Source organism: Streptomyces sp. NPDC029466, assembly GCF_055574515.1.
Genome location: NZ_JBVHZH010000017.1, coordinates 60,976 through 82,647, shown reverse-complemented (window position 1 = coordinate 82,647; position 21,672 = coordinate 60,976). Strand labels below are relative to the sequence as shown.

Here is a 21,672-nt window from a genome sequence, read left to right as displayed (position 1 = left end):
CGCCGTCAGGAGCGCTCGCGCACGCCCTCGGCCAGCTCGCCCGCCAGGCCGCGGACCCCGGCGAGACCGGCCGCCAGGTCGCCGTCCGCCGCCAGCAGCAGCTTGACGAACGCCGAGCCGACGATCACCCCGTCCGCGAACCGGGCCACCTCGGCGGCCTGTTCGGCGTTGGAGACCCCGAGGCCGACGCAGACCGGCAGCCCGGTGGTGGCCTTGGTGCGCCGCACGAGGTCCTGCGCCTGCTCGCCCACCGACTCACGGGTGCCCGTGACGCCCATCAGCGAGGCGGCGTACACGAAGCCCGAACCGGCCGCGGTGATCTCGGCGAGCCGGGCGTCCTTGCTGCTGGGGGCGACGACGAAGACGGTGGCGAGACCGTGCTTGTCGGCGTGCTCCCGCCAGGTCGCGGACTCCTGGACCGGCAGGTCGGGCAGGATGCAGCCCGCGCCGCCCGCCTCGGCGAGCTCGGCGGTGAAGCGCTCGATGCCGTAGCGGTCGATCGGGTTCCAGTACGTCATCACCAGGACGGGCTTGCCGGTGGCCTGATGGGCCTCGCGCACGGTCCGCATGACGTCGGCGATCTTCACCCCGCCCCGCAGGGCGATGTCGTCCGCGGTCTGGATGACGGGCCCGTCGAGGACCGGGTCGCTGTGCGGCAGCCCGACCTCCACGACGTCCGCGCCGCCGTCGAAGACGGCCTTGGCCGCCTCGATGCCGCCGTCGACGGTCGGGAACCCGGCCGGCAGGTAGGCGATGAGCGCGGACCGGCCCTCCGCCTTGGCGGCGGCGAGGGTGTCGCTCAACAGCTTGATGTTCCCGCTCACTTGGCGTCCCCCTCGATCTCCGCGTCCTCGGTGCCGGCGTCCGCCTCGACGGCGGCGTCCGCGTCGTAGAGGCTGAAGTAGCGGGCGGCGGTGTCCATGTCCTTGTCGCCGCGCCCGGACAGGTTGACGACGATCAGGCCGTCCTCGCCGAGTTCCCGGCCGGCCTCCAGTGCCCCGGCGAGGGCGTGCGCGCTCTCGATGGCCGGGATGATGCCCTCGGTCCTGGAGAGCAGGCGCAGCGCCTGCATCGCGGCGTCGTCGGTGACGGCGCGGTACTCACCGCGGCCGCTGTCCTTGAGGAAGGCGTGCTCGGGCCCGATGCCCGGGTAGTCGAGACCGGCCGAGATGGAGTACGGCTCAGTGATCTGGCCCTCGTCGTCCTGGAGGACGTAACTCCGCGACCCGTGCAGGATGCCCGGCTCACCGGCGCTCAGCGTGGCGGCGTGCTCGCCGGTCTCGATGCCGTGACCCGCGGGCTCGCAGCCGATCAGCCGCACCCCGGCGTCCGGGATGAAGGCGTGGAAGAGTCCGATGGCGTTGGAGCCGCCGCCGACACAGGCGACCACGGCGTCCGGCAGCCGGCCGGCGCGCTCCAGGATCTGGCGGCGTGCCTCGACGCCGATGACGCGGTGGAAGTCGCGCACCATCGCGGGGAACGGGTGCGGTCCGGCGACGGTCCCGAACAGGTAGTGGGTGTGGTCGACATTGGCCACCCAGTCGCGGAATGCCTCGTTGATGGCGTCCTTGAGGGTCCGGCTGCCGGACTTCACGGCGATGACCTCGGCGCCGAGCATCCGCATCCGGGCGACGTTGAGGGCCTGCCGCTGGGTGTCGATCTCGCCCATGTAGATGGTGCATTCGAGGCCGAACAGGGCGCAGGCGGTGGCGGTGGCCACGCCGTGCTGGCCCGCGCCGGTCTCGGCGATGACCCGGGTCTTGCCCATCCGCTTGGTGAGCAGTGCCTGGCCCAGCACGTTGTTGATCTTGTGGGAACCGGTGTGGTTGAGGTCCTCGCGCTTGAGGAACACCCGGGCCCCGCCGGCGTGCCCGGCGAACCGCGGCACCTCGGTGAGCGCGCTGGGGCGCCCGGTGTAGTTGACCATCAGGTCGTTGAGCTCGGCCGCGAACGCGGGGTCGCCCTTGGCCTTCTCGTACTCAGCGGCGACCTCGTCGACCGCGGCGACCAGCGCCTCGGGAATGAACTTGCCGCCGAACGCACCGAAATAGCCTTCGGGGTTCGGCACCCGTCCCTCGGGATCGGGAAGGAAGAAACCGGCGGACATCAGACGCACTCCTCGCCGGGGCAGCTGCCCCGGAAGTCCAGTGGTGGCGGGATGGGCATCACGGTATGCGGCGCGCGCGGAGCGGGCCGGCGGCGGCGCTCTCCGACGCGACGGTCGCGCGGCGGGCCGTTGCCACTGCGGAGTGGCAACGGGGCGCCCGCGGAGGCCGGCCGGCGTCCTGGGAGCCGGACGCGGCGCTCCCCGGCGGGCGGCCGGGGCGCTCCCCCGCCCCCTCCCCCTCTCCCCCTTCGGGGGAGGGGGCGGGGGGTGGGTTCGGGGGTGGGGGGGTGAGCAGGCGGTCAGACGACCGCTGCGTCCCCCCGTGTCCCGGCGCCCGGGCGGGGCCGGCGCGTCAGCGCGCGGACCCCGGTCGCCATCGCATGCCGTTGATCTGTCCCGGCTCGGAACCGATGTGATACCTGACCCGGCGCCCGTGGACCCGCCGGGCGGGCGCCCGGCAGCCCCGGTGCCACGGCGGCAGCGCACAGCGCTGCGGGTCGGGACGCCGGTGCGGGGCGGGCGGGAAGCCGTGGAACGGCACCACCGGGCAGGGAACGCGGACGGCCGCCCCGGCGCGCACCCCGGCCGGGCCCGGGTGCGGTACCCGGGCCCGGCTGCGGAGGTCTGCGGCGGTGGCGGTCATATCGGTGTGCGGTCCGGGGCGCTCAGGAGCGGCCGTGCCGGATCGCCGGGTGGGAGCCCGCGGCGACCAGGTCGGAGACCGCGGTCTTGGGGTCCTTGCCGGTGACCAGCGACTCGCCGACCAGCACCGCGTCCGCGCCGTCGTTGGCGTAGGCGATCAGGTCGTGCGGTCCGCGGACACCGGACTCGGCGATCTTGACGATGTGGTCGGGGATCTCGGGGGCGACCCGGGCGAAGTTGCCGCGGTCGACCTCCAGGGTCTTCAGATTGCGGGCGTTGACGCCGATGATCTTGGCGCCGGCGTCCACCGCGCGGGCGACCTCTTCCTCGTCGTGCACCTCGACCAGCGGCGTCAGACCGATCGACTCGGCGCGCTCGATCAGCGAGACCAGCGCCTCCTGCTCCAGCGCGGAGACGATCAGCAGCGCGAGGTCGGCGCCGTAGGCGCGGGCCTCCCACAGCTGGTAGGCGGTGACGATGAAGTCCTTGCGCAGGACGGGGATGTCGACCTTGGCGCGGACGGCTTCCAGGTCGGCCAGCGAACCGCCGAACTTGCGCTGCTCGGTGAGGACGGAGATGACCGCCGCGCCGCCCGCCTCGTAGTCGGCGGCCAGACCGGCCGGGTCGGCGATCGCGGCGAGCGCGCCCTTGGAGGGGCTGGAGCGCTTGACCTCGCAGATCACCGTGACGCTCTCGCCCTTGAGCGCGGCGACGCCGTCCTTCGCGGGGCGCGCCTTCTGGGCCCGCTCCTTGAGCTCGTCGAGGCTCACCCGCGCCTGCCGCTCCGCGAGGTCGGCGCGCACGCCGTCGATGATCTCGTCGAGCACACTCACGCGAGCGGCCTCCTTCTGGAGCGGTGGTGGACGGTCCCCCGGACGAACGATCCCATCCGGCACTCCGATGGTATCCGCCAAGCGAGGCAGCTCTCACATCCGGTGGACCGTGATCCCACGACCTGGACTTCTGCGGATGCCGCGGGGCCGGTGGCACCGGGTCCGCACGGCCGCCGGGTCACGGTGCGAGCCCACTGCCGAAGGGGAGGTTGCGGACGACCGTGAAGACCAGCAGCAGCCCGCCCAGCGCCCACCAGTGGACGGCTCGCGGCCGCGGTCCCGCCGTGCGGCGCCCACGGACGGCATTGCCCAGCCAGAGCGCCCAGAAGACCGCACAGGCGGCGTACCCGGCCACCGCGAGCGCGTTGGCGCCCAGCGCCGCGACGAGGTCGCCGTGCGCGACGGCATGGGCGCTGCGCAGCCCGCCGCAGGCCGGGCAGTAGACGCCGGTGAGGTGCAGCAGCGGGCACACGGGGTAGTGGCCGGGCTCGTTCGGATCGACGGCGCCGAGGACGGCGAAGGCGGCGGTGGCGGCGGCCAGGGCGCCGAGGGGCGCCACGAGGCGGCGCGGCAGACCGCCGCGCGGGGAGGTGCCGGGCCGGACCGCGGGTTGGCTCACGTGCCGATTGTCCGGCCGGACAGGCGAAGGCGCAGCTTCTCGGCCGCCGTACGGAACGGTCACGGACGGCGGGTACGGCACCACGGTGCGTACGGGCCGGGAAGCGGCGCCTTCGGGGGTGCTGCGGGAGTGGCGCCGGACCCCGGCGCCACGGGAGCGGGGGCTCAGCCCTCCTGCGGCTGCGCCTGCGCCTGGGGGCGCGGCTTGGCGGCGCGCTTGGGCTCCGAGCCCAGACCGGCCATGCGCATCAGACCGCCCACGACGGCACCGAGACCGATGAGCGCCATGCCGGCCCAGAAGCCGGGCACATTCGCCAGCACGATGAAGGCTCCGGCCACACAGAAGCCGATGAACGAGATGATGACGCCGGTCCAGGCGGCGGGGGTGTGTCCGTGGCCACTGCTCGACATGAATGCTCCTCGATGCTCTGTCGCGCCGGGGTCGGGGCGCGATGATCCGCTCGGCCCATTGTCACCGATGCCGGAAGGAGCCCTTTTACCGGGTGGGGTCCTCACCGCGGTCCAGGGACTTCCAGATCTCCTCGGGGCGGTCCAGATCCGGCGGGGCCGGCGTCCGCCGCGGGCCGCGGCCGCCGCCGGGCGTGCGCTCGTATTTGCCCGACATCGCAGGCCAGTGGCGTCCGTACACCAGCGCCAGCAGACCGGCGGCCAGCAGCAGCAGACCGCCGGCCGCGGCCACCCACGGCCATCCGGTGTGGGTGACGTGATGCACATCGGTTCCGGTCAGCCCGACCGCGGTGGCGGCCTTCTCGCGCAGCGCCGAGGTGTCGGAGTTGCCCAGCACGGCGGCGACGGCGATGCCCACGCCGCTGAGTGTGAGCAGGGCGGCGACCGCGATCCGGCCGGCCCGGCGGACCGCGAAGACGGCGACCAGCGCGGCCAGGCCGACGACGGCCAGCGCACCGGGCACACCGGTCACATCGGCGCCGGTCACCGTGCGCGGCAGCGCGCCCTGGGCCAGCACCGCGGAGCCCTCGGCCCAGGTGCGGCCGGAGGCCAGCAGCGCCAGGCCGGCGCCCGCCGCGCCGGACAGCAGCGCCAGGGCGAGGCTGCGGTGCGCGCGGCGCGCGGGCCGGGCCGGCGGGGGGCCCGAATCGCCCTGCGGCGCGGTGTCGGTGGGGGTCTGGGATGCGGCACTCACGCGTACCACTATCGCGCACCGGCCGCCGGGGGCCGGTGCGCGGGGGTGCTGCGGGTGACCGGCCCGCTACCTGCCCAGGTGGTTGGCGGTGTGCACGGCGCGCAGCACCGCGGCCGCCTTGTTACGGCACTCGGTGTCCTCGGCCACCGGGTCGGAGTCGGCGACGACCCCGGCGCCCGCCTGGACGTAGGCGGTGCCGTCGCGCAGCAGGGCGGTGCGGATCGCGATGGCGGTGTCGGAGTCGCCGGCGAAGTCGAGATAGCCGACACAGCCGCCGTACAGACCGCGCCGGGACGGCTCCAGCTCCTCGATGATCTGGAGGGCGCGCGGCTTGGGGGCGCCGGAGAGGGTGCCCGCGGGGAAGCAGGCGGTGAGCACGTCGAAGGCGCTGCGGCCCGCCGCGACCTGCCCGGTGACCGTCGAGACGATGTGCATCACATGGCTGTAGCGCTCGACGGACATGAAGTCGACGACCTCGACGCTGCCCGGTTCGCAGACCCGGCCCAGGTCGTTGCGGCCCAGGTCGACCAGCATCAGATGCTCGGCGCGCTCCTTGGGGTCGGCCATCAGCTCGTCCGCCAGGGCCTGGTCCTCCTGGACGGACGCGCCGCGCGGACGGGTCCCGGCGATGGGGTGGACCATGGCCCGGCCGTCCTCGACCTTCACCAGCGCCTCGGGGCTGGAGCCCACCACGTCGAAGGCGCCGTCCTCGCCTCCGTCGGGGCCCTCGAAGCGGAAGAGGTACATGTACGGGCTGGGGTTGGTGGCCCGCAGCACCCGGTAGACGTCCAACGCGCTCGCCGTGCACGGGGTTTCGAACCGCTGGGAGGGCACGACCTGGAAGGCCTCACCGGCCCGGATGCGCTCCTTGATGTCCTCGACGGCGTCCTGGTAGGCCGCGCCGCCCCACTTGGCGGTGTACGGCGGGACCTCGGACGGCGGCAGTGCGGCGGCGCTGGCGGGCGCGGGCCGGGCGAGGTCGTCGGCCATGGTGTCCAGACGGGCCACCGCGTCCGCGTACGCCTCGTCGATGCCGGTGTCGAGGTCGTTGTGGTTGATCGCGTTGGCGATCAGCAGGACGGTGCCGCTCCAGTGGTCGAGGACGGCGAGGTCCGAGGTGAGCAGCATGGTCAGCTCGGGCAGCCGGAGGTCGTCGGTGGTCTGCTCGCCGATCTTCTCCAGGCGGCGCACGATGTCGTAGCCGAGGTAGCCGACCATGCCGCCGGTGAACGGCGGCAGCCCCTCGCCCTCGATGAGGTCCCGGGGAGTGTGCAGGGTCTCGACGGTGGCGCGCAGGACGGCGAGCGGGTCGCCCTCGGCGGGCACGCCGACGGGTGGGGTGCCGAGCCAGTGCGCCTGCCCGTCGCGGGTGGTGAGGGTGGCGGCGCTGCGGACGCCGATGAAGGAGTAGCGCGACCACGTACGGCCGTTCTCGGCGGATTCCAGGAGGAAGGTGCCGGGGCGCTCGGCGGCGAGCTTGCGGTAGAGCCCGACCGGTGTGTCGCCGTCCGCGAGCAGCCGCCGGGTGACGGGGATGACCCGCCGGTCCTTGGCGAGGGTGCGGAAGGTGTCGAGGTCCGGAAGGGCGGTGCCGGTGGTTCCCGTGGTCATGGCGCGGAGCCTACTTGTCCCGGGCGTCCCGGGTGGTCAGAACGTCCGCGTCGAAGCAGGTGCGGTCGCCGGTGTGGCAGGCGGCGCCGACCTGGTCGACCCGGACCAGGACGGTGTCGGCGTCGCAGTCCAGCGCCACCGACTTCACATGCTGGACGTGTCCGGAGGTGTCGCCCTTGACCCAGTACTCCTGGCGGCTGCGGGACCAGTACGTGCAGCGGCCGGTGGTCAGGGTGCGGCGCAGCGCCTCGTCGTCCATCCAGCCGAGCATCAGCACCTCGCCGGTGTCGTACTGCTGGGCGATGGCCGGAACCAGGCCGTCGGCGCCGCGCTTGAGGCGGGCGGCGATGGCGGGGTCGAGGGCGGGGGTGGTGTCCGGGGTGGTGGCGCGGCTGCTCATGGTCTCCATTGTGCCGTGCGGCATCCTGCACCTATGCATCCTCACGCGCCGTCCGCGCCGCCACCGCCGCCGGACCCGGACCGCGCCGCGCGGGTCGCGGCGCGGGTCCTGGGCGCGGTCTTCGCGGCGGCGGTGGTGGTGGCCGTGGTGGTCGCGGTGGTGGTGCTCCGCTCGTAGCGCGTGCCTACGGGGCAGGGGCGGGCTCACATGCCCAGCTTCGCCGCCGTCACCAGGTCGACCGCCTCCTTGTCCCCGTCCAGCTGCACATCGGCGACCTGCTGCCGGCCGAAGGCGAACATGGTCAGCTCGCCCGGCTCACCGACGACGGTGACCACCGGGGTGCCGCGATGGGCCACCGCGGTCCGCCCGTCCGGCCGCCGCAGCACCAGGCCCACCGGCGATTTCCGGCCGAGCACCCGGGCCATCCGCTCGATCCTGGACCACAGGGCGTCGGCGAACACGGGGTCCAGCTGGCGCGCCGCCCAGTCCGGCTGGGCGCGGCGGACGTCCTCGGCGTGGACGTAGAACTCGACGGTGTTGGACGCCTCGTCGATCTGCTTCAGGGCGAACGGCGACATCCGTGGCGGGCCGGTCCTGATCAGGTGGATCAGCTCCTCGTACGGCTTGCCGGCGAACTCCGCCTGGACCCGTTCCAGCCGGGCGGCCAGCGGTTTGACGAGGAGCCCGCCGGCCGCGTCGGCGCGCCGCTCGCGCACCACCACGTGCGCGGCCAGGTCCCGCGCGCTCCAGTTCTCACACAGCGTCGGCGCCTCGGGGCCGGCGCTCTCCAACAAGTCGGCGAGAAGGAGCCGTTCACGCTTCGCATGGGTCGACATGCGGCCAGCCTACGACCGGCCCCGCACCCCTGCCACGGCGCCGCGCCCCGGGCCCGCGCCACTGACCGCCCGGTCGCCCCGGCCACCGGGCCCGCCCCCGTTCAGGACGCGCCCGGGTCCACATGCTCCATCAGGATGCGCGTCAGTTCCCGGGCCGCGCGCGGCGGGGAGACATCGCCGCGGTGGGCGACGGACACCACACGGTGCATTCCGGGCGTCGCGAAGCGGGTGACCCGCAGGCCGGAGCGCTCGGCGACCATGCTGGGCACCACGGCGACGCCCAGCCCGGCGCGAACGAAGCCGAGGACCGCGTCCATCTCGCCGCCCTCGACGGTGAAGGCCGGTTCGAAGCCGGCCGCCCGGCATGCCGCGGTGGTGAATTCCCGCAGGTCGTAGCCGCGGCGGAACATGGCGAGCGGCCGCCCGCGCAGATCCTCCACACGGATGCGGGTACGCCGGCCGACGGGGGCGGGGCGGTCGGGGGCGGAGACCACGACGAGTTCCTCGCGCAGCAGCTCGGAGGTGGTCAGGGCGGGCGCCTGGAGCGGGAGCGGGGTGATGATCAGGGCCAGGTCCAGGGCTCCGTCGGCCAGTGCGCGGACCAGGTCCTGAGAGCCGTCCTCGGTGACGAGCAGGTCCACGCCGGGGTAGCCGGCGTGGAAGGCGCGCAGGACGTCAGGGACGAGGCTGGCGCAGAGGCTGGGCGGGGCGCCGAGGCGCAGCCGCCCGCGGCGGAGCTGGGCGACCTCCTGGACCTCGCGGCGGGCGGTCTCGGCGTCGGCGAGGATGCGCCGGGCGAACGGCAGCAGCGTCTCGCCGGCGTCGGTGAGGGTGATGTGGCCGCGGGCCCGGTGGAACAGCTCTGCTCCCAGCTCCCGTTCCAGGGCGCGGATTTGCTGGGAGAGGGAGGGCTGGGCGACATGTTCGCGCTCGGCGGCGCGGGTGAAGTGCCGGGTGTCGGCCACGGCGGCGAAGTAGCGGAGCTGCTGCAACTGCATACGACGACGGTAGGGCATCGATAGGCAGCACCTATGGAGATGAGCCGCACCATGTCTTGGACTGATGGGCCACCCGGTCCCTACCGTCGGGACCCATGGCACTGGACACACGGACGGACCGAGGGCCGTCCTTCGCGGCTCTGCTGTGGGGCTCGACCGTCGGCAAGAAGACGGTGATGGCCGTGAGCGGCCTGGTCATGCTGCTCTATCTGGTCGTCCACATGATCGGCAACCTGAAGATCTTCTTCGGGGCGGACGAGTTCAACGGCTACGCCCACTGGCTGCGCGTCGTCGGGGAACCGTTCATGCACCACGAGTGGACGCTGTGGCTGGTCCGGGTGGTCCTCGTGACGGCCGTCGTCGCCCATGCCACGTCCGCCTACCAGCTCAGCCGCCGCGACCTCCGGGCGCGCCCCAGCCGCTATGCGCACAAGAAGGCCCGGAGCAGCTACGCCACCCGCACCATGCGGTGGGGCGGGATCATCCTCGGTCTGTTCATCCTCTGGCATGTCCTGGACCTGACGACCGGCACCGTGCATCCGGGCGGCTTCCAGGCGGGCCATCCGTACCAGAACGTCGTGGACACCTTCTCCACCTGGTACGGCAACGTCATCTACCTCGTCGCGATGCTCGCCCTCGGGCTGCACATCCGGCACGGCTTCTGGAGCGCCGCGCAGACGCTCGGCGTCGGCAGCCGGGCCCGCGAACGCCTGCTGAAGACCCTCGCCCACCTCCTCGCGCTGGTGCTGACCGTGGGCTTCATCTCCGTACCCGTCGCCGTCATGACCGGAGTGGTGAGCTGACATGAGCTCTTATGTGGACTACGCGACCGGGGAGCCGGTCCGCGACACCAAGGCGCCGGGCGGGCCGGTCGCCGGGCGCTGGGACAAGCGCCGCTTCGAGGCGAAGCTCGTCAACCCCGCCAACCGCCGCAAGCACACCGTGATCGTGGTCGGCACCGGTCTCGCGGGCGGCTCGGCCGGTGCCACGCTCGCCGAACAGGGCTACCACGTCGTCCAGTTCTGCTACCAGGACTCGCCGCGCCGGGCCCACTCGATCGCCGCGCAGGGCGGCATCAACGCGGCGAAGAACTACCGCAACGACGGCGACTCGGTCCACCGGCTGTTCTACGACACCGTCAAGGGCGGCGACTTCCGGGCCCGTGAGTCGAACGTCCACCGGCTCGCGCAGATCTCGGTGGAGATCATCGACCAGTGCGTCGCCCAGGGCGTCCCCTTCGCGCGGGAGTACGGCGGTCTGCTCGACACCCGGTCCTTCGGCGGCGTGCAGGTGTCGCGGACGTTCTACGCCCGTGGCCAGACGGGCCAGCAGCTGCTGCTCGGCGCCTACCAGGCGCTGTCGCGGCAGATCGCCGCCGGGAACGTGGAGCTGCACCCGCGGACCGAGATGCTCGACCTGATCGTCGTGGACGGGCGGGCGCGCGGCATCGTGGCCCGGGATCTCGTCACCGGAAAGACCGACACCTACTTCGCGGACGCCGTGGTCCTCGCGTCCGGCGGCTACGGCAACGTCTTTTACCTCTCGACGAACGCCATGAACTCCAACGCCACCGCGATCTGGCGGGCCCACCGCCGGGGCGCCTACTTCGCCAACCCCTGCTTCACGCAGATCCACCCGACCTGCATCCCGCGCACCGGCGACCACCAGTCCAAGCTGACGCTGATGAGCGAGTCGCTGCGCAATGACGGCCGGATCTGGGTGCCGAAGGCACAGGGCGACGACCGGCCCGCGCACACGATCCCCGAGGACGAGCGGGACTACTACCTGGAGCGCAGCTACCCGTCCTTCGGCAATCTGGTGCCCCGGGACATCGCCTCCCGCGCCGCGAAGAACGTCTGCGACGAGGGCCGGGGAGTGGGCCCCGGCGGACAGGGCGTCTACCTCGACTTCGCGGACGCCCTCACGCGCCTGGGCCGGAAGGCCGTCGAGGCCAAGTACGGCAACCTCTTCGACATGTACCAGCGGATCACCGACGAGGACCCGTACGAGGTGCCGATGCGGATCTACCCCGCGGTGCATTACACGATGGGCGGCCTGTGGGTCGACTACGACCTCCAGACCACCGTCCCCGGCCTGTTCGCGCTCGGTGAGGCCAACTTCTCCGACCACGGGGCGAACCGGCTCGGCGCGTCCGCGCTGATGCAGGGCCTGGCCGACGGCTACTTCGTCCTTCCGGCGACCCTCAACGACTACCTCGCCCGCAACCCGCACCACGAGAAGGTCACCGACGACCACCCGGCCGTCCAGGAGGTGCTGGCCGAGACCCAGGACCGGCTCCATCTGCTACTCGCCGTCGACGGGGACCGTACGCCGGACTCCTTCCACCGCGAACTCGGCGAGCTGATGTGGGAGTTCTGCGGTATGGCCCGCACCGAAGCGGGTCTGCGCAAGGCCCTCGACCGGATCCCGCAGATCCGCGAGGAGTTCTGGCGCCGCCTCAAGGTGCCGGGCACCGGCGAGGAGTTCAACCAGTCCCTGGAGAAGGCCAACCGCATCGTGGACTACCTGGAGCTCGCCGAGCTGATGTGCCTCGACGCGCTGCACCGGGCCGAGTCCTGCGGCGGCCACTTCCGTACGGAGTCGCAGACCCCGGACGGCGAGGCCGCGCGCCGCGACGAGGAGTTCTCCTACGCCGCGGCCTGGGAGTTCACCGCCACCGGCACGGCCCCCGTCCTCCACAAGGAAGACCTGGTCTTCGAGTACGTCCACCCCACCCAGCGGAGCTACGCATGAGGCTCACCCTGCGCGTCTGGCGCCAGCCGAACGCCGCCGCCGACGGCGCCCTGTCCACCTACGAGATCGACGGCATCTCACCGGACATGTCGTTCCTGGAGATGCTCGACACCCTCAACGAGGAGCTGATCCTCAGCGGCGGTGACCCGGTCGCCTTCGATCACGACTGCCGCGAGGGCATCTGCGGTGCGTGCAGCCTGGTCATCAACGGCGAGGCGCACGGCCCGGAGCGGACCACCACCTGCCAGCTCCATATGCGGTCGTTCTCCGACGGCGACACCATCGACATCGAGCCCTGGCGCGCCGTGGCGTTCCCGGTCGTCAAGGACCTGGTCGTCGACCGTTCCGCCTTCGACCGGATCATCCAGGCCGGCGGCTACATCACCGCGCCGACCGGCGCCGCGCCGGAGGCCCATGCCACGCCCGTACCGAAGCCGGACGCCGATGCCGCCTTCGAGCATGCGGAGTGCATCGGCTGCGGCGCCTGTGTGGCGGCCTGCCCCAACGGTGCCGCGATGCTGTTCACCTCCGCCAAGGTGAACCATCTCAATGTGCTGCCGCAGGGCGCTCCCGAGCGCGGAGCCCGGGTGCTGGACATGGTGGCGCGGATGGACGAGGAGGGCTTCGGCGGCTGCACCCTCGCCGGTGAGTGTGCCACCGCCTGCCCCAAGGGCATCCCGCTGTTCAGCATCACGGCGATGAACCGCGAGTACCTGCGGGCGGCGCGGAAGGGCCGCTGAGTCAGACCGCGGCGGTCCCGATGAGCCCCTCGCGGGTGACGAGCGCGGCCAGCTCCGGCTCGCTGTGCCCCTCGGTGCCCTCGGGCCGCCGCGGCAGCACCATGTAGCGGCTCTCGGCGCTGGAGTCCCACACCGTGATCGTGGTGTCGTCGGGCAGCTCCAGCCCGAACTCGGCCAGTACGGCGCGGGGTTCGCGCACCACCCGCGAGCGGTAGGCCTCGCTCTTGTACCAGGACGGCGACGGCCCCAGCAGCCCGATCGGATAGCAGGAGCACAGCGTGCACACGAGGACGTGGTGCGTGGTAGCGGTGTTCTCGACGACCTTGAGCCGCTGCTCCTGGATGCCGCCCGCCATCGAGAGCCCCACTTCGGGCAGCGCCGCGTTCGCGTCGGCCAGCAGCCGCTCCCGGAACCCCGGGTCGGTCCAGGCGCGCGCCACGATCCGCGCCCCGTTGACCGGCGAGGCCCCCTCCAGCATCGCGGCGAGCGCCGCGTCCAGCTGCTCCTCGGTGACCACCCCGGCCCCGGTCAGCCGCGCCTCCAGCCGCCTGACCCGCGCCGCCACCGGTGTACTCGTGTGCTCGCCGCTCATGCGCCGTCCTCCCGTACCCGCTCGATGTACGACTCCCAGAGGTCGACGGTCACCTCGTGACCGCCCTCGCCCCACAGATCACCCGCGGCGAAGGCCACGGTGTAGACGGGCTCGACGCGCGGTTCGGCGACGCCCGCCGCGATCTCGTCGGCGAGCGCCCACCGGCCCTGGCACTCGACGATCCGCCCCACCTGACCGCGCACATACCGCGGCACCCGGGTGTGCCCCGCCGGGTCGACGGCGCGCACCCGCACCCGCTCCCCCGCCCGGAAGTCAGCCATCGCCGAGCAGCCCCCGTTCGGCGAGCAGCGTCTCGATCGCGTGCAGCCAGCGCTCGTAGTACGACGCCGCCAGATACTCCTGCGGGGCCATTTGCTCGACGGCGTCCCGGAACTGGTCGAGCCGGTAGACCCCGTTCCGCACCAGCACGGAGTTCAGCGCGAAGACCCGCGCCTCCCAGTCGGCGTGGAACGGCGGCTCGTCCGCCTCGATCTCCAGGGCCCCGAACCCGGCCTGGCCACCCACATCGTTGACACGGCTCATGGGGCGAGCCTAGGCGCGCACCGCCGTCAGCGCACCGGGTGGCCCGCTCCCCGGAGGGCGTCCTTGACCTGGGAGATGCGCAGATCGCCGAAGTGGAAGACGGAGGCGGCCAGCACCGCGTCGGCGCCGGCGGCGACGGCCGGGGCGAAGTCGTCCAGCTTGCCGGCGCCGCCGGAGGCGATCACCGGGATGGTGACGTGCTTGCGGACCGCCTCGATCATCTCGACGTCGTAGCCGTCCTTGGTGCCGTCGGCGTCCATGGAGTTCAGGAGGATCTCGCCGGCGCCCAGCTCGGCGGCGCGGTGGGCCCATTCGACGGCGTCGATACCGGTGCCGCGGCGGCCGCCGTGAGTGGTGACCTCGTAGCCGGACGGGGTGCCCGCGTCGGTGCGGCGGGCGTCCACCGAGAGGACCAGGACCTGGCTGCCGAAGCGCTCGGCGATCTCGCGGATCACGTCGGGGCGGGCGATGGCGGCGGTGTTGACCCCGACCTTGTCGGCACCGGCCCGCAGCAGCTTGTCGACGTCCTCGGGGGTGCGGACGCCACCGCCGACGGTCAGCGGGATGAAGACCTGCTCGGCGGTGCGGCGGACCACGTCATAGGTGGTCTCGCGGTTGCCGGAGGAGGCGGTGATGTCGAGGAAGGTCAGCTCGTCGGCGCCCTCGTCCCCGTAGATCTTCGCCATCTCGACGGGGTCGCCGGCGTCCCGCAGGTTCTGGAAGTTGACGCCCTTGACGACCCGGCCGTTGTCGACGTCCAGGCAAGGGATGACTCGGACCGCCAGGGTCATGTCGGTTCAGGCCTCTCTGACATTTCTCGGAAAGCTTCCAGTTCCACTTCGACCAGGACGCGGGAGTCGACGAAGCCGGAGACCACGACCAGGGTCGAGACCGGCGGCGCCGCGGCGAACAGCTCCCGGTGGGCGCGGCCGGCCGCGTCCACGTCGCGCAGATGGGTGAGGTACAGACGGGTGCGGAGGACCGCTTCGGCACCGAGGCCGAAGGGGGTGAGGGCCTCCACGGCGTTGGCGAGGGCGACCTTGGTCTGCACATAGGGGTCGCCCTCCCCCTGGAGGACGCCGTCGATCAGCGGCATCGTGCCGGCGACCAGGACCCGGTCGCCGGCCGCCACGGCGCGTGCGAAGCCGATCTTCTCTTCCCAGGGACCGTCGGTCCGTACGCGCTCGATGGTCATCACGCCGCCTTTCGTCCGCTGTTACGACACTGCCGCCAGCGCCTCTTCGAGGGTGAACGCCTTCGCATAGAGCGCCTTACCGACGATCGCGCCCTCGACACCTTCCGGCACCAGCGTGGCCAGCGCCCGCAGGTCGTCGAGCGAGGACACGCCGCCGGAGGCGACCACGGGCCGGTCGGTGGCCGCGCAGACGTTCCGCAGCAGTTCGAGGTTGGGGCCCTGGAGGGTGCCGTCCTTGTTGATGTCGGTGACGACGTAGCGGGCGCAGCCCTCGGCGTCGAGGCGGGCCAGCGTCTCGTAGAGGTCGCCGCCGTCGCGGGTCCAGCCGCGGCCGCGCAGCGTCGTCCCGCGCACGTCCAGACCGACCGCGATCTTGTCACCGTGCTCGGCGATGACCTTGGCGACCCACTCGGGGGTCTCCAGCGCCGCGGTGCCGAGGTTGACCCGGCGGCAGCCGGTGGCGAGGGCGGCGGCGAGCGTGTCGTCGTCGCGGATGCCGCCGGACAGCTCGACCTTGATGTCCATGGAGCGGGCGACCTCGGCGATCTGCGCCCGGTTGTCGCCGGTGCCGAAGGCCGCGTCGAGGTCGACGAGGTGCAGCCATTCGGCGCCGGACCGCTGCCAGGCGAGGGCCGCCTCCAGCGGGTCGCCGTAGGAGGTCTCGGAGCCGGACTCGCCGTGGACGAGGCGGACGGCCTGGCCGTCGCGGACGTCGACGGCGGGGAGGAGTTCGAGCTTCGGCATCAGGGGGCTCACAGGGTGTTGATCCAGTTGGTCAGGAGCTGGGCGCCGGCGTCGCCGGACTTCTCGGGGTGGAACTGGGTGGCCCACAGCGGGCCGTTCTCGACCGCGGCCACGAAGGGCGCGCCGTGCGTGGCCCAGGTGACCTTGGGCGCGGCGAGGTGCGGGTTGCCGACCTCCAGCTCCCAGTCGTGCACCGCGTAGGAGTGCACGAAGTAGTAGCGGGCGTCGGCGGGCAGACCGGCGAAGAGCTGCGAGCCCTCGGCGGCCTCGACGGTGTTCCAGCCCATGTGCGGGACGATGTCGGCCTTGAGCGGGCCGACCGTGCCGGGCCACTCGTCCAGGCCCTCGGTCTCCACACCGTGCTCGATGCCACGGCCGAAGAGGATCTGCATGCCGACGCAGATGCCCATGACGGGGCGGCCGCCGGCCAGCCGGCGGCCCACCAGCCAGTCGCCGCGGGCCTCCTTCAGCCCGGCCATACAGGCGGCGAACGCGCCGACGCCGGGGACCAGCAGCCCCTCGGCGTTCATCGCCCGGTCGAAGTCCCGGGTGATCTCCACATCGGCGCCGACGTGCGCCAGGGCACGCTCGGCGGAGCGGACGTTGCCGAAGCCGTAGTCGAAGACGACGACGTTCTTACGGGGTGCCGAGGTCAATTCCATACCTCCAGCCGCAGCACGCCGGCGAGCAGGCACATCGCCGAGCCGATGGACAGCAGCACGATCAGGCTCTTGGGCAGCTGCTGCTTCCAGAAGGAGTAGACGCCGCCGAGGAGGAAGAGCCCGAGCAGGATGAAGACGGTGGAGAGACCGTTCACGGGCTACAGGGCTCCCTTGGTGGACGGGATGATGCCGGCCGCCCGCGGGTCGCGCTCGCTGGCGTAGCGCAGGGCCCGGGCCAGCGCCTTGAACTGGCACTCCACGATGTGGTGGGCGTTGCGGCCGTACGGCACGTGGATGTGCAGCGCTATCTGGGCCTGGGCGACGAAGGACTCGAAGATGTGCCGGGTCATCGTGGTGTCGTAGCTGCCGATCATCGGCGCCATGTTCTCCGGCTCGGTGTGCACCAGATACGGGCGGCCGGAGAGGTCGACGGTCACCTGGGCGAGCGACTCGTCCAGCGGGACGGTGCAGTTGCCGAAGCGGTAGATCCCGGACTTGTCACCGAGCGCCTGCTTGAAGGCGGCACCCAGGGCGAGGGCGGTGTCCTCGATGGTGTGGTGGGTGTCGATGTGCAGATCGCCGTCGGTCTTGACCTTGAGGTCGAACAGGCCGTGCCGGCCGAGCTGGTCGAGCATGTGGTCGTAGAAGCCGACACCTGTCGAGACCTGCACGTCGCCCGTACCGTCGAGATCGATCTCGACGAGCACGGACGTTTCCTTCGTGGTGCGCTCCACGCGTCCTACGCGGGTCATCGCTTGCTCTCCTTCAGTACTGCGCGAACCGCGTCGAGGAACGCGTCGTTCTCGGCCGGGGTGCCGGCGGTGACCCGCAGCCAGCCCGGTACGCCGTTGTCACGGACCAGCACGCCGTGGTCGAGGATCGCCTGCCAGGTGGCGTGGGAATCCTCGAAGAGGCCGAACTGCACGAAGTTGGCGTCGGAGTCGACGACCTGGCAGCCGGCCGCCCGCAGCTCGGTGACCAGGCGGTCCCGCTCGGTCTTGAGCTGCTCGACGTACTTCAGGAGCGTGTCGGTGTGCTCCAGCGCGGCCAGCGCGGTGGCCTGGGTGACGGACGAGAGGTGGTACGGGAGCCGGACCAGCTGGACGGCGTCGACCACGGCGGGGTCGGCGGCCAGATAGCCCAGCCGCAGCCCGGCGGCGCCGAAGGCCTTGGACATCGTCCGGGAGACCACCAGATTCGGCCGGCCCGCGAGCAGCGGCAGCAGCGAGGGCCGGTGGCTGAACTCGCCGTAGGCCTCGTCGACGACCACCAGGGCCCCGGCCCCGTCGGCGCGGGCCGCCTGCGCCGCCTCGTAGAGCGCGAGCACGGTGTCGGCCTCGACGGCGGTGCCGGTGGGGTTGTTCGGCGAGCAGATGAAGACCACGTCGGGCCGCCGCTCGGCGATGACCGCGGTGGCCGCCTCGACGTCGATGGTGAAGTCGTCGTTGCGCGGGCCGGAGATCCAGCCGGTGCCGGTGCCGCGGGAGATCAGCCCGTGCATCGAGTACGACGGCTCGAAGCCGAGGGCGGTGCGGCCGGGGCCGGCGAAGGTCTGGAGCAGCTGCTGGATGACCTCGTTGGAGCCATTGGCGGCCCACACGTGGTCCTTGGTGACCTCGTGGCCGGCGGTGTGGGTGAGGTAGCGGGCCAGTTCGGTGCGCAGCTCGACCGCGTCCCGGTCGGGGTAGCGGTTGAGCTGCCGGGCGGCCTCGGTGACCCGCTCGGCGATCCGCCGGACCAGCGGCTCGGGCAGCGGGTAGGGGTTCTCGTTGGTGTTCAGCCGCACCGGGACGTCCAGCTGCGGCGCGCCGTAGGGCGACTTGCCGCGCAGCTCGTCCCGGATGGGGAGGTCGTCGATCCTGGTCACTTGCCCTGCGGGACCTTCCAGTCGCTGTGCTTGTCCGGTACGCCTCCGGCAAAACGTGCCTTGATCGCCGCGCCGTGCGCCGGGAGGTCCTCGGCCTCGGCGAGGGTCACCACGTGGTGGGCGACCTCGGCCAGCGCGTCGCGGGTGTAGTCCACGACGTGGATGCCGCGCAGGAAGGACTGCACGGAGAGCCCGGAGGAGTGGCAGGCGCAGCCGCCGGTGGGCAGGACGTGGTTGGAGCCGGCGCAGTAGTCGCCCAGCGAGACCGGGGCGTAGGGGCCGACGAAGACCGCGCCGGCGTTGCGCACCCGGGCGGCGACGGCGGAGGCGCCGGCGGTCTGGATCTCCAGGTGCTCGGCGCCGTACGCGTCCACCACGCGCAGGCCCTCGTCGAGGCCGTCGACCAGCACGATCGCCGACTGCCGGCCGGAGAGCGCCGGGTTGATCCGGTCCTCGACGTGCTTGGTCGCCGCGAGCTGCGGCGCCAGCTCCTTCTCGGTCTTGTCGGCCAGCTCGACGGAGTCGGTGACCAGGACTGCGGCGGCCATCGGGTCGTGCTCGGCCTGGCTGATCAGGTCGGCCGCGAGGTGCACCGGGTCGGCGGTGTCGTCGGCGAGGATCGCGATCTCGGTGGGCCCGGCCTCCGAGTCGATGCCGATCCGCCCCTTGAGCAGGCGCTTGGCGGCGGCGACATAGATGTTGCCGGGGCCGGTGACGAGGTTGGCGGGCAGGCACTCGTCGGTGCCGTAGGCGAACATCGCGATGGCCTGGGCGCCGCCGGCGGCGTACACCTCGTCCACGCCGAGCAGGGCGCAGGTCGCCAGGATGGTGGGGTGCGGCAGGCCGCCGAAGTCCGCCTGCGGCGGGGAGGTGACGGCCAGCGAGGCGACGCCGGCCTCCTGCGCGGGGACGACGTTCATGACGACGGACGAGGGGTAGACCGAGCGGCCGCCGGGGACATAGAGGCCCACCCGCTCGACCGGCACCCAGCGTTCGGTGACCGTGCCGCCGGGGACGACCTTGGTGGTGACGTCCGTGCGGCGCTGTGCGCGGTGGACGATCCGGGCGCGCCGGATCGACTCCTCCAGGGCGGCCCGCACGGCCGGGTCGAGCCCGTCGAGCGCCTCCCGCAGGGCCTCGGCGGGCACCCGTACGCGCTCGATCTCCACACCGTCGAACCGCCGCGCGTAATCGATCAGCGCCGCGGTCCCGCGATGGCGTACGTCCTCGCAGATGGGCCGCACCTTCTCCAGGGCGGCTTCCACGTCGAACTCGGCACGGGGCAGCAGGTCGCGCAGGGCGCCGCCCTCGGGAAGGGCGTCACCGCGCAGATCGATTCGGGAGATCACGCCCCCAGTGTCTCAGACCCGCTCCGGCGCCCGAGCGGCCGTATCACTCAGTGATACACAGCGGAGCACACCCCGGACGCACCGTGACCCGGCCGTTCGAAGTTGACCGGAGTTGGCCCTGACCGCGCGTGTTCAAGCAGTCACAGGGCGGGCAAGGGCCACACGACGGCGTACGGGGAGACCTGCGGGACGCACCACGACCAGTGCACGCATTGCGTCCGAACAGGTGGCGACACACCACGGGAGAGCAAGGGGGACCCACAGTGACCGAACCCGCGGACGGCGACGCGCCGGCCGAGCTACAGCTGACCTCCGCGGAATGGAGCATGTGGCAGGCGTTCCGCAACGGCAGCACCTGCGATCTGCACATCGGCGATCCGGCCAGGGACGATCCGCACGGGCAGCATCTGTGGGGCCCGGAGCGCCGGGTGCGGGGCCGGGTCGTGGCGCTGCTGCTGCTCGACGGGCCGCCGGCGCAGCCCGGCCGGGTCTCCGCACTCAAGCTCACCGGCGCGTACATCACGGACACTCTCGACGTTGCGGGCGGCACGATCAAGCCATTCGTGGAGCTGCGGGACTGCCGCTTCGAGGCCGAGGTGGTGCTCCCCGAGAGCCGCTTCACCACCCTGCGGCTGGTGAACTGCGCGATACCCCGGGTGGAGGCGGCCCGGCTGCAGACGGAGGGCGATCTCCATCTGCCGCGCTGCGTGGTGAACTCCGGCATCCGGCTCACCGACGCCCATATAGGCACGGACCTGATGCTCAATCAGACCGTGGTGCACAAGGACCGCCAGGGCCGCTCGATCATGGCGGACGGGATGACCGTCACCCAGGACCTCCAGGCCGAGATGCTGGAGTCCTACGGGGAGCTGTCGCTGCGCGGCGCCACCGTCGGCGTGTCGCTGAGCCTGCGCGGCAGCCGGCTGAGCAACCCCTTCGGCCGCCGCGCCCTGAACGCCCCCCAGCTGACCGTCGAGCGCACCCTCTATCTGACCGCCGCCGGGCTGCCCAACTCCCCGTTCTCCAGCGGCGCCACTCCCCCGTACGGCACCGCCTACACCCCCTCGCGCGGCACCCGCGTCCAGCGCTTCGAGTGCGAGGGCGGGATGCGGCTGGACGACGGGCGGTTCGGTGACGCGGTCGACTTCGAGCACGCCCGGTTCATCATGGAGTCCGACCAGGAGCTGTCGCTGCGCCGCATCCAGACGCCCGAGCTGCGGTTCCTCGGTGAGCGGCCGCAGCGCGGCCGGGTGATCCTCTCCGGCGCCCGGGTGGTCAACCTCGTCGACAAGTCGGCGAGCTGGCCGGGGCTCGGCGGCCTGTGGATGGCCGGCTTCGCCTACGAGACGCTGATCCCGCGCGGCCACTTCCCGCTCTCGCTGCGGCTGCAGTGGGTGGCCGCGGCGACCCCCGAGTACGCCCCCGAGCCGTACGAGATGCTCGCCGCCTCGCTGCGCACCACCGGTGAGGATGCCGACGCCCGCGAGGTCCTGCTGGCCAAGCAGCGGCGGCGCCGCGAGACGCTGCCGCTGGCGGCGAAGGCCTGGGGCTTCCTCCAGGACTGGACGGTGGCCTACGGCTACCGCCCCGGACGGGCCGCGGTATGGATGGCCATCCTGTGGGCGATCGGCACGATCTACTTCTCGATGTCCCCGCCACCGCCCCTCAAGACGGGCGAGGCACCCCCCTGGAACCCCTACCTCTACTCCCTGGACCTCCTCCTGCCGGTGATAGACCTCAACCAGAGCGCCGCCTGGAAGCCGGGCGGCGGCGCACAGTGGGCGGCCGCCGTGCTCATCCTGGCTGGCTGGGTACTCGCCACGACAGTCGCGGCCGGCGCATCCCGCCTACTGCGGCGGCAGTAGACAGCGACCGACGAGGCGCACCCGACCACCGACATGCACCCCCACCGGCCTCACACCACCCACCCACGGGAGGGGACGGGCCGGAGGGGGGGGGGGGGGGGGGGGGGAGGGGAGAAGACGGAGCAAACCACCCCCCACACCACCCCCCCCCACA

At 72.4% G+C, this 21,672-nt stretch carries 27 protein-coding genes; 5 read left to right on the top strand and 22 right to left on the bottom strand.

Annotated elements, in window-relative coordinates; all coding sequences use genetic code 11:
- Window positions 1–5 precede the first annotated feature (5 nt).
- The 9 genes from trpA to hisI form a co-directional block, all read right to left on the bottom strand.
- Window positions 6–824, bottom strand: a complete 819-nt coding sequence (gene trpA, locus ACZ4XD_RS15555) for a tryptophan synthase subunit alpha (RefSeq protein WP_468042340.1) — start codon at window positions 822–824, stop codon at window positions 6–8.
- On the bottom strand, window positions 821–2,107 hold the full coding sequence (trpB, locus tag ACZ4XD_RS15550) for a tryptophan synthase subunit beta (protein ID WP_468042338.1): 1,287 nt from the start codon (window positions 2,105–2,107) through the stop codon (window positions 821–823). The genes trpA and trpB overlap by 4 nt, the downstream gene beginning before the upstream one ends.
- A gap of 352 nt (window positions 2,108–2,459) precedes the next feature.
- Window positions 2,460–2,588 (bottom strand): tryptophan biosynthesis modulator TrpM, encoded by a 129-nt coding sequence (gene trpM / locus ACZ4XD_RS15545; RefSeq protein WP_368080808.1) that lies wholly within the window; start codon window positions 2,586–2,588, stop codon window positions 2,460–2,462.
- 184 nt (window positions 2,589–2,772) lie between these two features.
- Window positions 2,773–3,582, bottom strand: coding sequence for an indole-3-glycerol phosphate synthase TrpC (trpC, locus tag ACZ4XD_RS15540; RefSeq protein ID WP_018090304.1), 810 nt, complete (start codon window positions 3,580–3,582; stop codon window positions 2,773–2,775).
- Between the two features lie 178 nt (window positions 3,583–3,760).
- Window positions 3,761–4,201, bottom strand: a complete 441-nt coding sequence (locus ACZ4XD_RS15535) for a DUF2752 domain-containing protein (protein WP_468042335.1) — start codon at window positions 4,199–4,201, stop codon at window positions 3,761–3,763.
- A 164-nt stretch (window positions 4,202–4,365) separates the two neighbouring features.
- Window positions 4,366–4,611, bottom strand: a complete 246-nt coding sequence (locus ACZ4XD_RS15530) for an HGxxPAAW family protein (protein ID WP_030988665.1) — start codon at window positions 4,609–4,611, stop codon at window positions 4,366–4,368.
- Between the two features lie 85 nt (window positions 4,612–4,696).
- A complete protein-coding gene (locus ACZ4XD_RS15525; protein ID WP_468042333.1) occupies window positions 4,697–5,362 on the bottom strand; it encodes a TIGR02234 family membrane protein in 666 nt (221 codons plus the stop codon).
- A gap of 66 nt (window positions 5,363–5,428) precedes the next feature.
- On the bottom strand, window positions 5,429–6,973 hold the full coding sequence (locus ACZ4XD_RS15520) for an anthranilate synthase component I (protein WP_468042331.1): 1,545 nt from the start codon (window positions 6,971–6,973) through the stop codon (window positions 5,429–5,431).
- Between the two features lie 10 nt (window positions 6,974–6,983).
- Window positions 6,984–7,373 carry a phosphoribosyl-AMP cyclohydrolase gene (gene hisI, locus ACZ4XD_RS15515; protein ID WP_398834379.1) on the bottom strand — a complete coding sequence of 130 codons (390 nt, stop codon included), beginning with the start codon at window positions 7,371–7,373 and terminating at the stop codon, window positions 6,984–6,986.
- Between the two features lie 33 nt (window positions 7,374–7,406).
- On the opposite strand from hisI, the gene ACZ4XD_RS15510 reads away from it, so the two are divergent.
- Window positions 7,407–7,550: a hypothetical protein gene (locus ACZ4XD_RS15510; RefSeq protein WP_468042329.1), complete on the top strand. Its 144-nt coding sequence runs from the start codon at window positions 7,407–7,409 to the stop codon at window positions 7,548–7,550.
- 26 nt (window positions 7,551–7,576) lie between these two features.
- Here ACZ4XD_RS15510 and ACZ4XD_RS15505 read toward each other — a convergent pair whose 3' ends face one another.
- Window positions 7,577–8,209 (bottom strand): TIGR03085 family metal-binding protein, encoded by a 633-nt coding sequence (locus ACZ4XD_RS15505; RefSeq protein WP_468042327.1) that lies wholly within the window; start codon window positions 8,207–8,209, stop codon window positions 7,577–7,579.
- A 101-nt stretch (window positions 8,210–8,310) separates the two neighbouring features.
- The gene (locus ACZ4XD_RS15500) at window positions 8,311–9,207 is read right to left on the bottom strand and encodes a LysR family transcriptional regulator (RefSeq protein ID WP_468042325.1); all 897 of its coding nucleotides are present in this window, start codon (window positions 9,205–9,207) and stop codon (window positions 8,311–8,313) included.
- A 95-nt stretch (window positions 9,208–9,302) separates the two neighbouring features.
- Between ACZ4XD_RS15500 and ACZ4XD_RS15495 the strand changes: the two genes are divergently transcribed.
- From ACZ4XD_RS15495 to ACZ4XD_RS15485, 3 genes are read left to right on the top strand one after another with little or no spacing between them, the layout of a single operon-like run.
- Window positions 9,303–10,010, top strand: coding sequence for a succinate dehydrogenase (locus ACZ4XD_RS15495; protein ID WP_468042323.1), 708 nt, complete (start codon window positions 9,303–9,305; stop codon window positions 10,008–10,010).
- Window position 10,011: 1 nt separating this feature from the next.
- On the top strand, window positions 10,012–11,961 hold the full coding sequence (locus ACZ4XD_RS15490) for a fumarate reductase/succinate dehydrogenase flavoprotein subunit (RefSeq protein ID WP_468042321.1): 1,950 nt from the start codon (window positions 10,012–10,014) through the stop codon (window positions 11,959–11,961).
- Window positions 11,958–12,701, top strand: coding sequence for a succinate dehydrogenase/fumarate reductase iron-sulfur subunit (locus ACZ4XD_RS15485; RefSeq protein ID WP_468042319.1), 744 nt, complete (start codon window positions 11,958–11,960; stop codon window positions 12,699–12,701). Before ACZ4XD_RS15490 ends, ACZ4XD_RS15485 begins: the two co-directional genes overlap by 4 nt.
- A gap of 1 nt (window position 12,702) precedes the next feature.
- Here the strand turns inward: ACZ4XD_RS15485 and ACZ4XD_RS15480 are convergent, their stop codons facing one another.
- Genes ACZ4XD_RS15480 through hisD form a run of 11 tightly spaced genes read right to left on the bottom strand, consistent with a single transcriptional unit; the run spans window position 12,703 to window position 19,653 of the window.
- Entirely contained in the window at window positions 12,703–13,293 is a 591-nt protein-coding gene (locus ACZ4XD_RS15480; protein WP_468042317.1) for a nitrile hydratase subunit alpha, read from the bottom strand.
- Window positions 13,290–13,574 (bottom strand): SH3-like domain-containing protein, encoded by a 285-nt coding sequence (locus tag ACZ4XD_RS15475; RefSeq protein WP_468042315.1) that lies wholly within the window; start codon window positions 13,572–13,574, stop codon window positions 13,290–13,292. The genes ACZ4XD_RS15480 and ACZ4XD_RS15475 overlap by 4 nt, the downstream gene beginning before the upstream one ends.
- Entirely contained in the window at window positions 13,567–13,836 is a 270-nt protein-coding gene (locus tag ACZ4XD_RS15470; RefSeq protein WP_468042314.1) for a hypothetical protein, read from the bottom strand. Before ACZ4XD_RS15470 ends, ACZ4XD_RS15475 begins: the two co-directional genes overlap by 8 nt.
- 26 nt (window positions 13,837–13,862) lie before the next feature.
- On the bottom strand, window positions 13,863–14,627 hold the full coding sequence (hisF, locus tag ACZ4XD_RS15465; protein WP_042162104.1) for an imidazole glycerol phosphate synthase subunit HisF: 765 nt from the start codon (window positions 14,625–14,627) through the stop codon (window positions 13,863–13,865).
- Window positions 14,624–15,031: a Rid family hydrolase gene (locus tag ACZ4XD_RS15460; RefSeq protein ID WP_468042312.1), complete on the bottom strand. Its 408-nt coding sequence runs from the start codon at window positions 15,029–15,031 to the stop codon at window positions 14,624–14,626. The genes hisF and ACZ4XD_RS15460 overlap by 4 nt, the downstream gene beginning before the upstream one ends.
- Before the next feature lie 21 nt (window positions 15,032–15,052).
- Complete coding sequence (gene priA / locus ACZ4XD_RS15455; protein WP_026169748.1) at window positions 15,053–15,775, bottom strand: bifunctional 1-(5-phosphoribosyl)-5-((5-phosphoribosylamino)methylideneamino)imidazole-4-carboxamide isomerase/phosphoribosylanthranilate isomerase PriA; 723 nt, start codon at window positions 15,773–15,775, stop codon at window positions 15,053–15,055.
- Window positions 15,776–15,783: 8 nt separating this feature from the next.
- Window positions 15,784–16,437: an imidazole glycerol phosphate synthase subunit HisH gene (gene hisH, locus ACZ4XD_RS15450; protein ID WP_387248947.1), complete on the bottom strand. Its 654-nt coding sequence runs from the start codon at window positions 16,435–16,437 to the stop codon at window positions 15,784–15,786.
- The gene (locus ACZ4XD_RS15445; protein WP_468042309.1) at window positions 16,428–16,592 is read right to left on the bottom strand and encodes a hypothetical protein; all 165 of its coding nucleotides are present in this window, start codon (window positions 16,590–16,592) and stop codon (window positions 16,428–16,430) included. The genes hisH and ACZ4XD_RS15445 overlap by 10 nt, the downstream gene beginning before the upstream one ends.
- A gap of 3 nt (window positions 16,593–16,595) precedes the next feature.
- Window positions 16,596–17,189, bottom strand: a complete 594-nt coding sequence (gene hisB, locus ACZ4XD_RS15440) for an imidazoleglycerol-phosphate dehydratase HisB (RefSeq protein ID WP_362601629.1) — start codon at window positions 17,187–17,189, stop codon at window positions 16,596–16,598.
- Window positions 17,186–18,304 carry a histidinol-phosphate transaminase gene (locus ACZ4XD_RS15435; RefSeq protein WP_468042307.1) on the bottom strand — a complete coding sequence of 373 codons (1,119 nt, stop codon included), beginning with the start codon at window positions 18,302–18,304 and terminating at the stop codon, window positions 17,186–17,188. Before ACZ4XD_RS15435 ends, hisB begins: the two co-directional genes overlap by 4 nt.
- Window positions 18,301–19,653 carry a histidinol dehydrogenase gene (hisD, locus tag ACZ4XD_RS15430; RefSeq protein ID WP_468042305.1) on the bottom strand — a complete coding sequence of 451 codons (1,353 nt, stop codon included), beginning with the start codon at window positions 19,651–19,653 and terminating at the stop codon, window positions 18,301–18,303. Before hisD ends, ACZ4XD_RS15435 begins: the two co-directional genes overlap by 4 nt.
- A gap of 263 nt (window positions 19,654–19,916) precedes the next feature.
- On the opposite strand from hisD, the gene ACZ4XD_RS15425 reads away from it, so the two are divergent.
- A complete protein-coding gene (locus ACZ4XD_RS15425; RefSeq protein ID WP_468042303.1) occupies window positions 19,917–21,518 on the top strand; it encodes an oxidoreductase in 1,602 nt (533 codons plus the stop codon).
- The last annotated feature ends 154 nt before the right edge of the window (window positions 21,519–21,672 follow it).

What these genes read in the sequence shown, in the direction of transcription:
- trpB (WP_468042338.1), bottom strand. Translation starts at nt 2,107, where the DNA reads ATGTCCGCCGGTTTCTTCCTTCCCGATCCCGAGGGACGGGTGCCGAAC.
- ACZ4XD_RS15530 (WP_030988665.1), bottom strand. Translation starts at nt 4,611, where the DNA reads ATGTCGAGCAGTGGCCACGGACACACCCCCGCCGCCTGGACCGGCGTC.
- ACZ4XD_RS15520 (WP_468042331.1), bottom strand. Translation starts at nt 6,973, where the DNA reads ATGACCACGGGAACCACCGGCACCGCCCTTCCGGACCTCGACACCTTC.
- hisI (WP_398834379.1), bottom strand. Translation starts at nt 7,373, where the DNA reads ATGAGCAGCCGCGCCACCACCCCGGACACCACCCCCGCCCTCGACCCC.
- ACZ4XD_RS15510 (WP_468042329.1), top strand. Translation starts at nt 7,407, where the DNA reads ATGCATCCTCACGCGCCGTCCGCGCCGCCACCGCCGCCGGACCCGGAC.
- ACZ4XD_RS15505 (WP_468042327.1), bottom strand. Translation starts at nt 8,209, where the DNA reads ATGTCGACCCATGCGAAGCGTGAACGGCTCCTTCTCGCCGACTTGTTG.
- ACZ4XD_RS15500 (WP_468042325.1), bottom strand. Translation starts at nt 9,207, where the DNA reads ATGCAGTTGCAGCAGCTCCGCTACTTCGCCGCCGTGGCCGACACCCGG.
- ACZ4XD_RS15495 (WP_468042323.1), top strand. Translation starts at nt 9,303, where the DNA reads ATGGCACTGGACACACGGACGGACCGAGGGCCGTCCTTCGCGGCTCTG.
- ACZ4XD_RS15490 (WP_468042321.1), top strand. Translation starts at nt 10,012, where the DNA reads ATGAGCTCTTATGTGGACTACGCGACCGGGGAGCCGGTCCGCGACACC.
- ACZ4XD_RS15485 (WP_468042319.1), top strand. Translation starts at nt 11,958, where the DNA reads ATGAGGCTCACCCTGCGCGTCTGGCGCCAGCCGAACGCCGCCGCCGAC.
- ACZ4XD_RS15480 (WP_468042317.1), bottom strand. Translation starts at nt 13,293, where the DNA reads ATGAGCGGCGAGCACACGAGTACACCGGTGGCGGCGCGGGTCAGGCGG.
- ACZ4XD_RS15475 (WP_468042315.1), bottom strand. Translation starts at nt 13,574, where the DNA reads ATGGCTGACTTCCGGGCGGGGGAGCGGGTGCGGGTGCGCGCCGTCGAC.
- ACZ4XD_RS15470 (WP_468042314.1), bottom strand. Translation starts at nt 13,836, where the DNA reads ATGAGCCGTGTCAACGATGTGGGTGGCCAGGCCGGGTTCGGGGCCCTG.
- hisF (WP_042162104.1), bottom strand. Translation starts at nt 14,627, where the DNA reads ATGACCCTGGCGGTCCGAGTCATCCCTTGCCTGGACGTCGACAACGGC.
- ACZ4XD_RS15460 (WP_468042312.1), bottom strand. Translation starts at nt 15,031, where the DNA reads ATGACCATCGAGCGCGTACGGACCGACGGTCCCTGGGAAGAGAAGATC.
- priA (WP_026169748.1), bottom strand. Translation starts at nt 15,775, where the DNA reads ATGCCGAAGCTCGAACTCCTCCCCGCCGTCGACGTCCGCGACGGCCAG.
- hisH (WP_387248947.1), bottom strand. Translation starts at nt 16,437, where the DNA reads ATGGAATTGACCTCGGCACCCCGTAAGAACGTCGTCGTCTTCGACTAC.
- hisB (WP_362601629.1), bottom strand. Translation starts at nt 17,189, where the DNA reads ATGACCCGCGTAGGACGCGTGGAGCGCACCACGAAGGAAACGTCCGTG.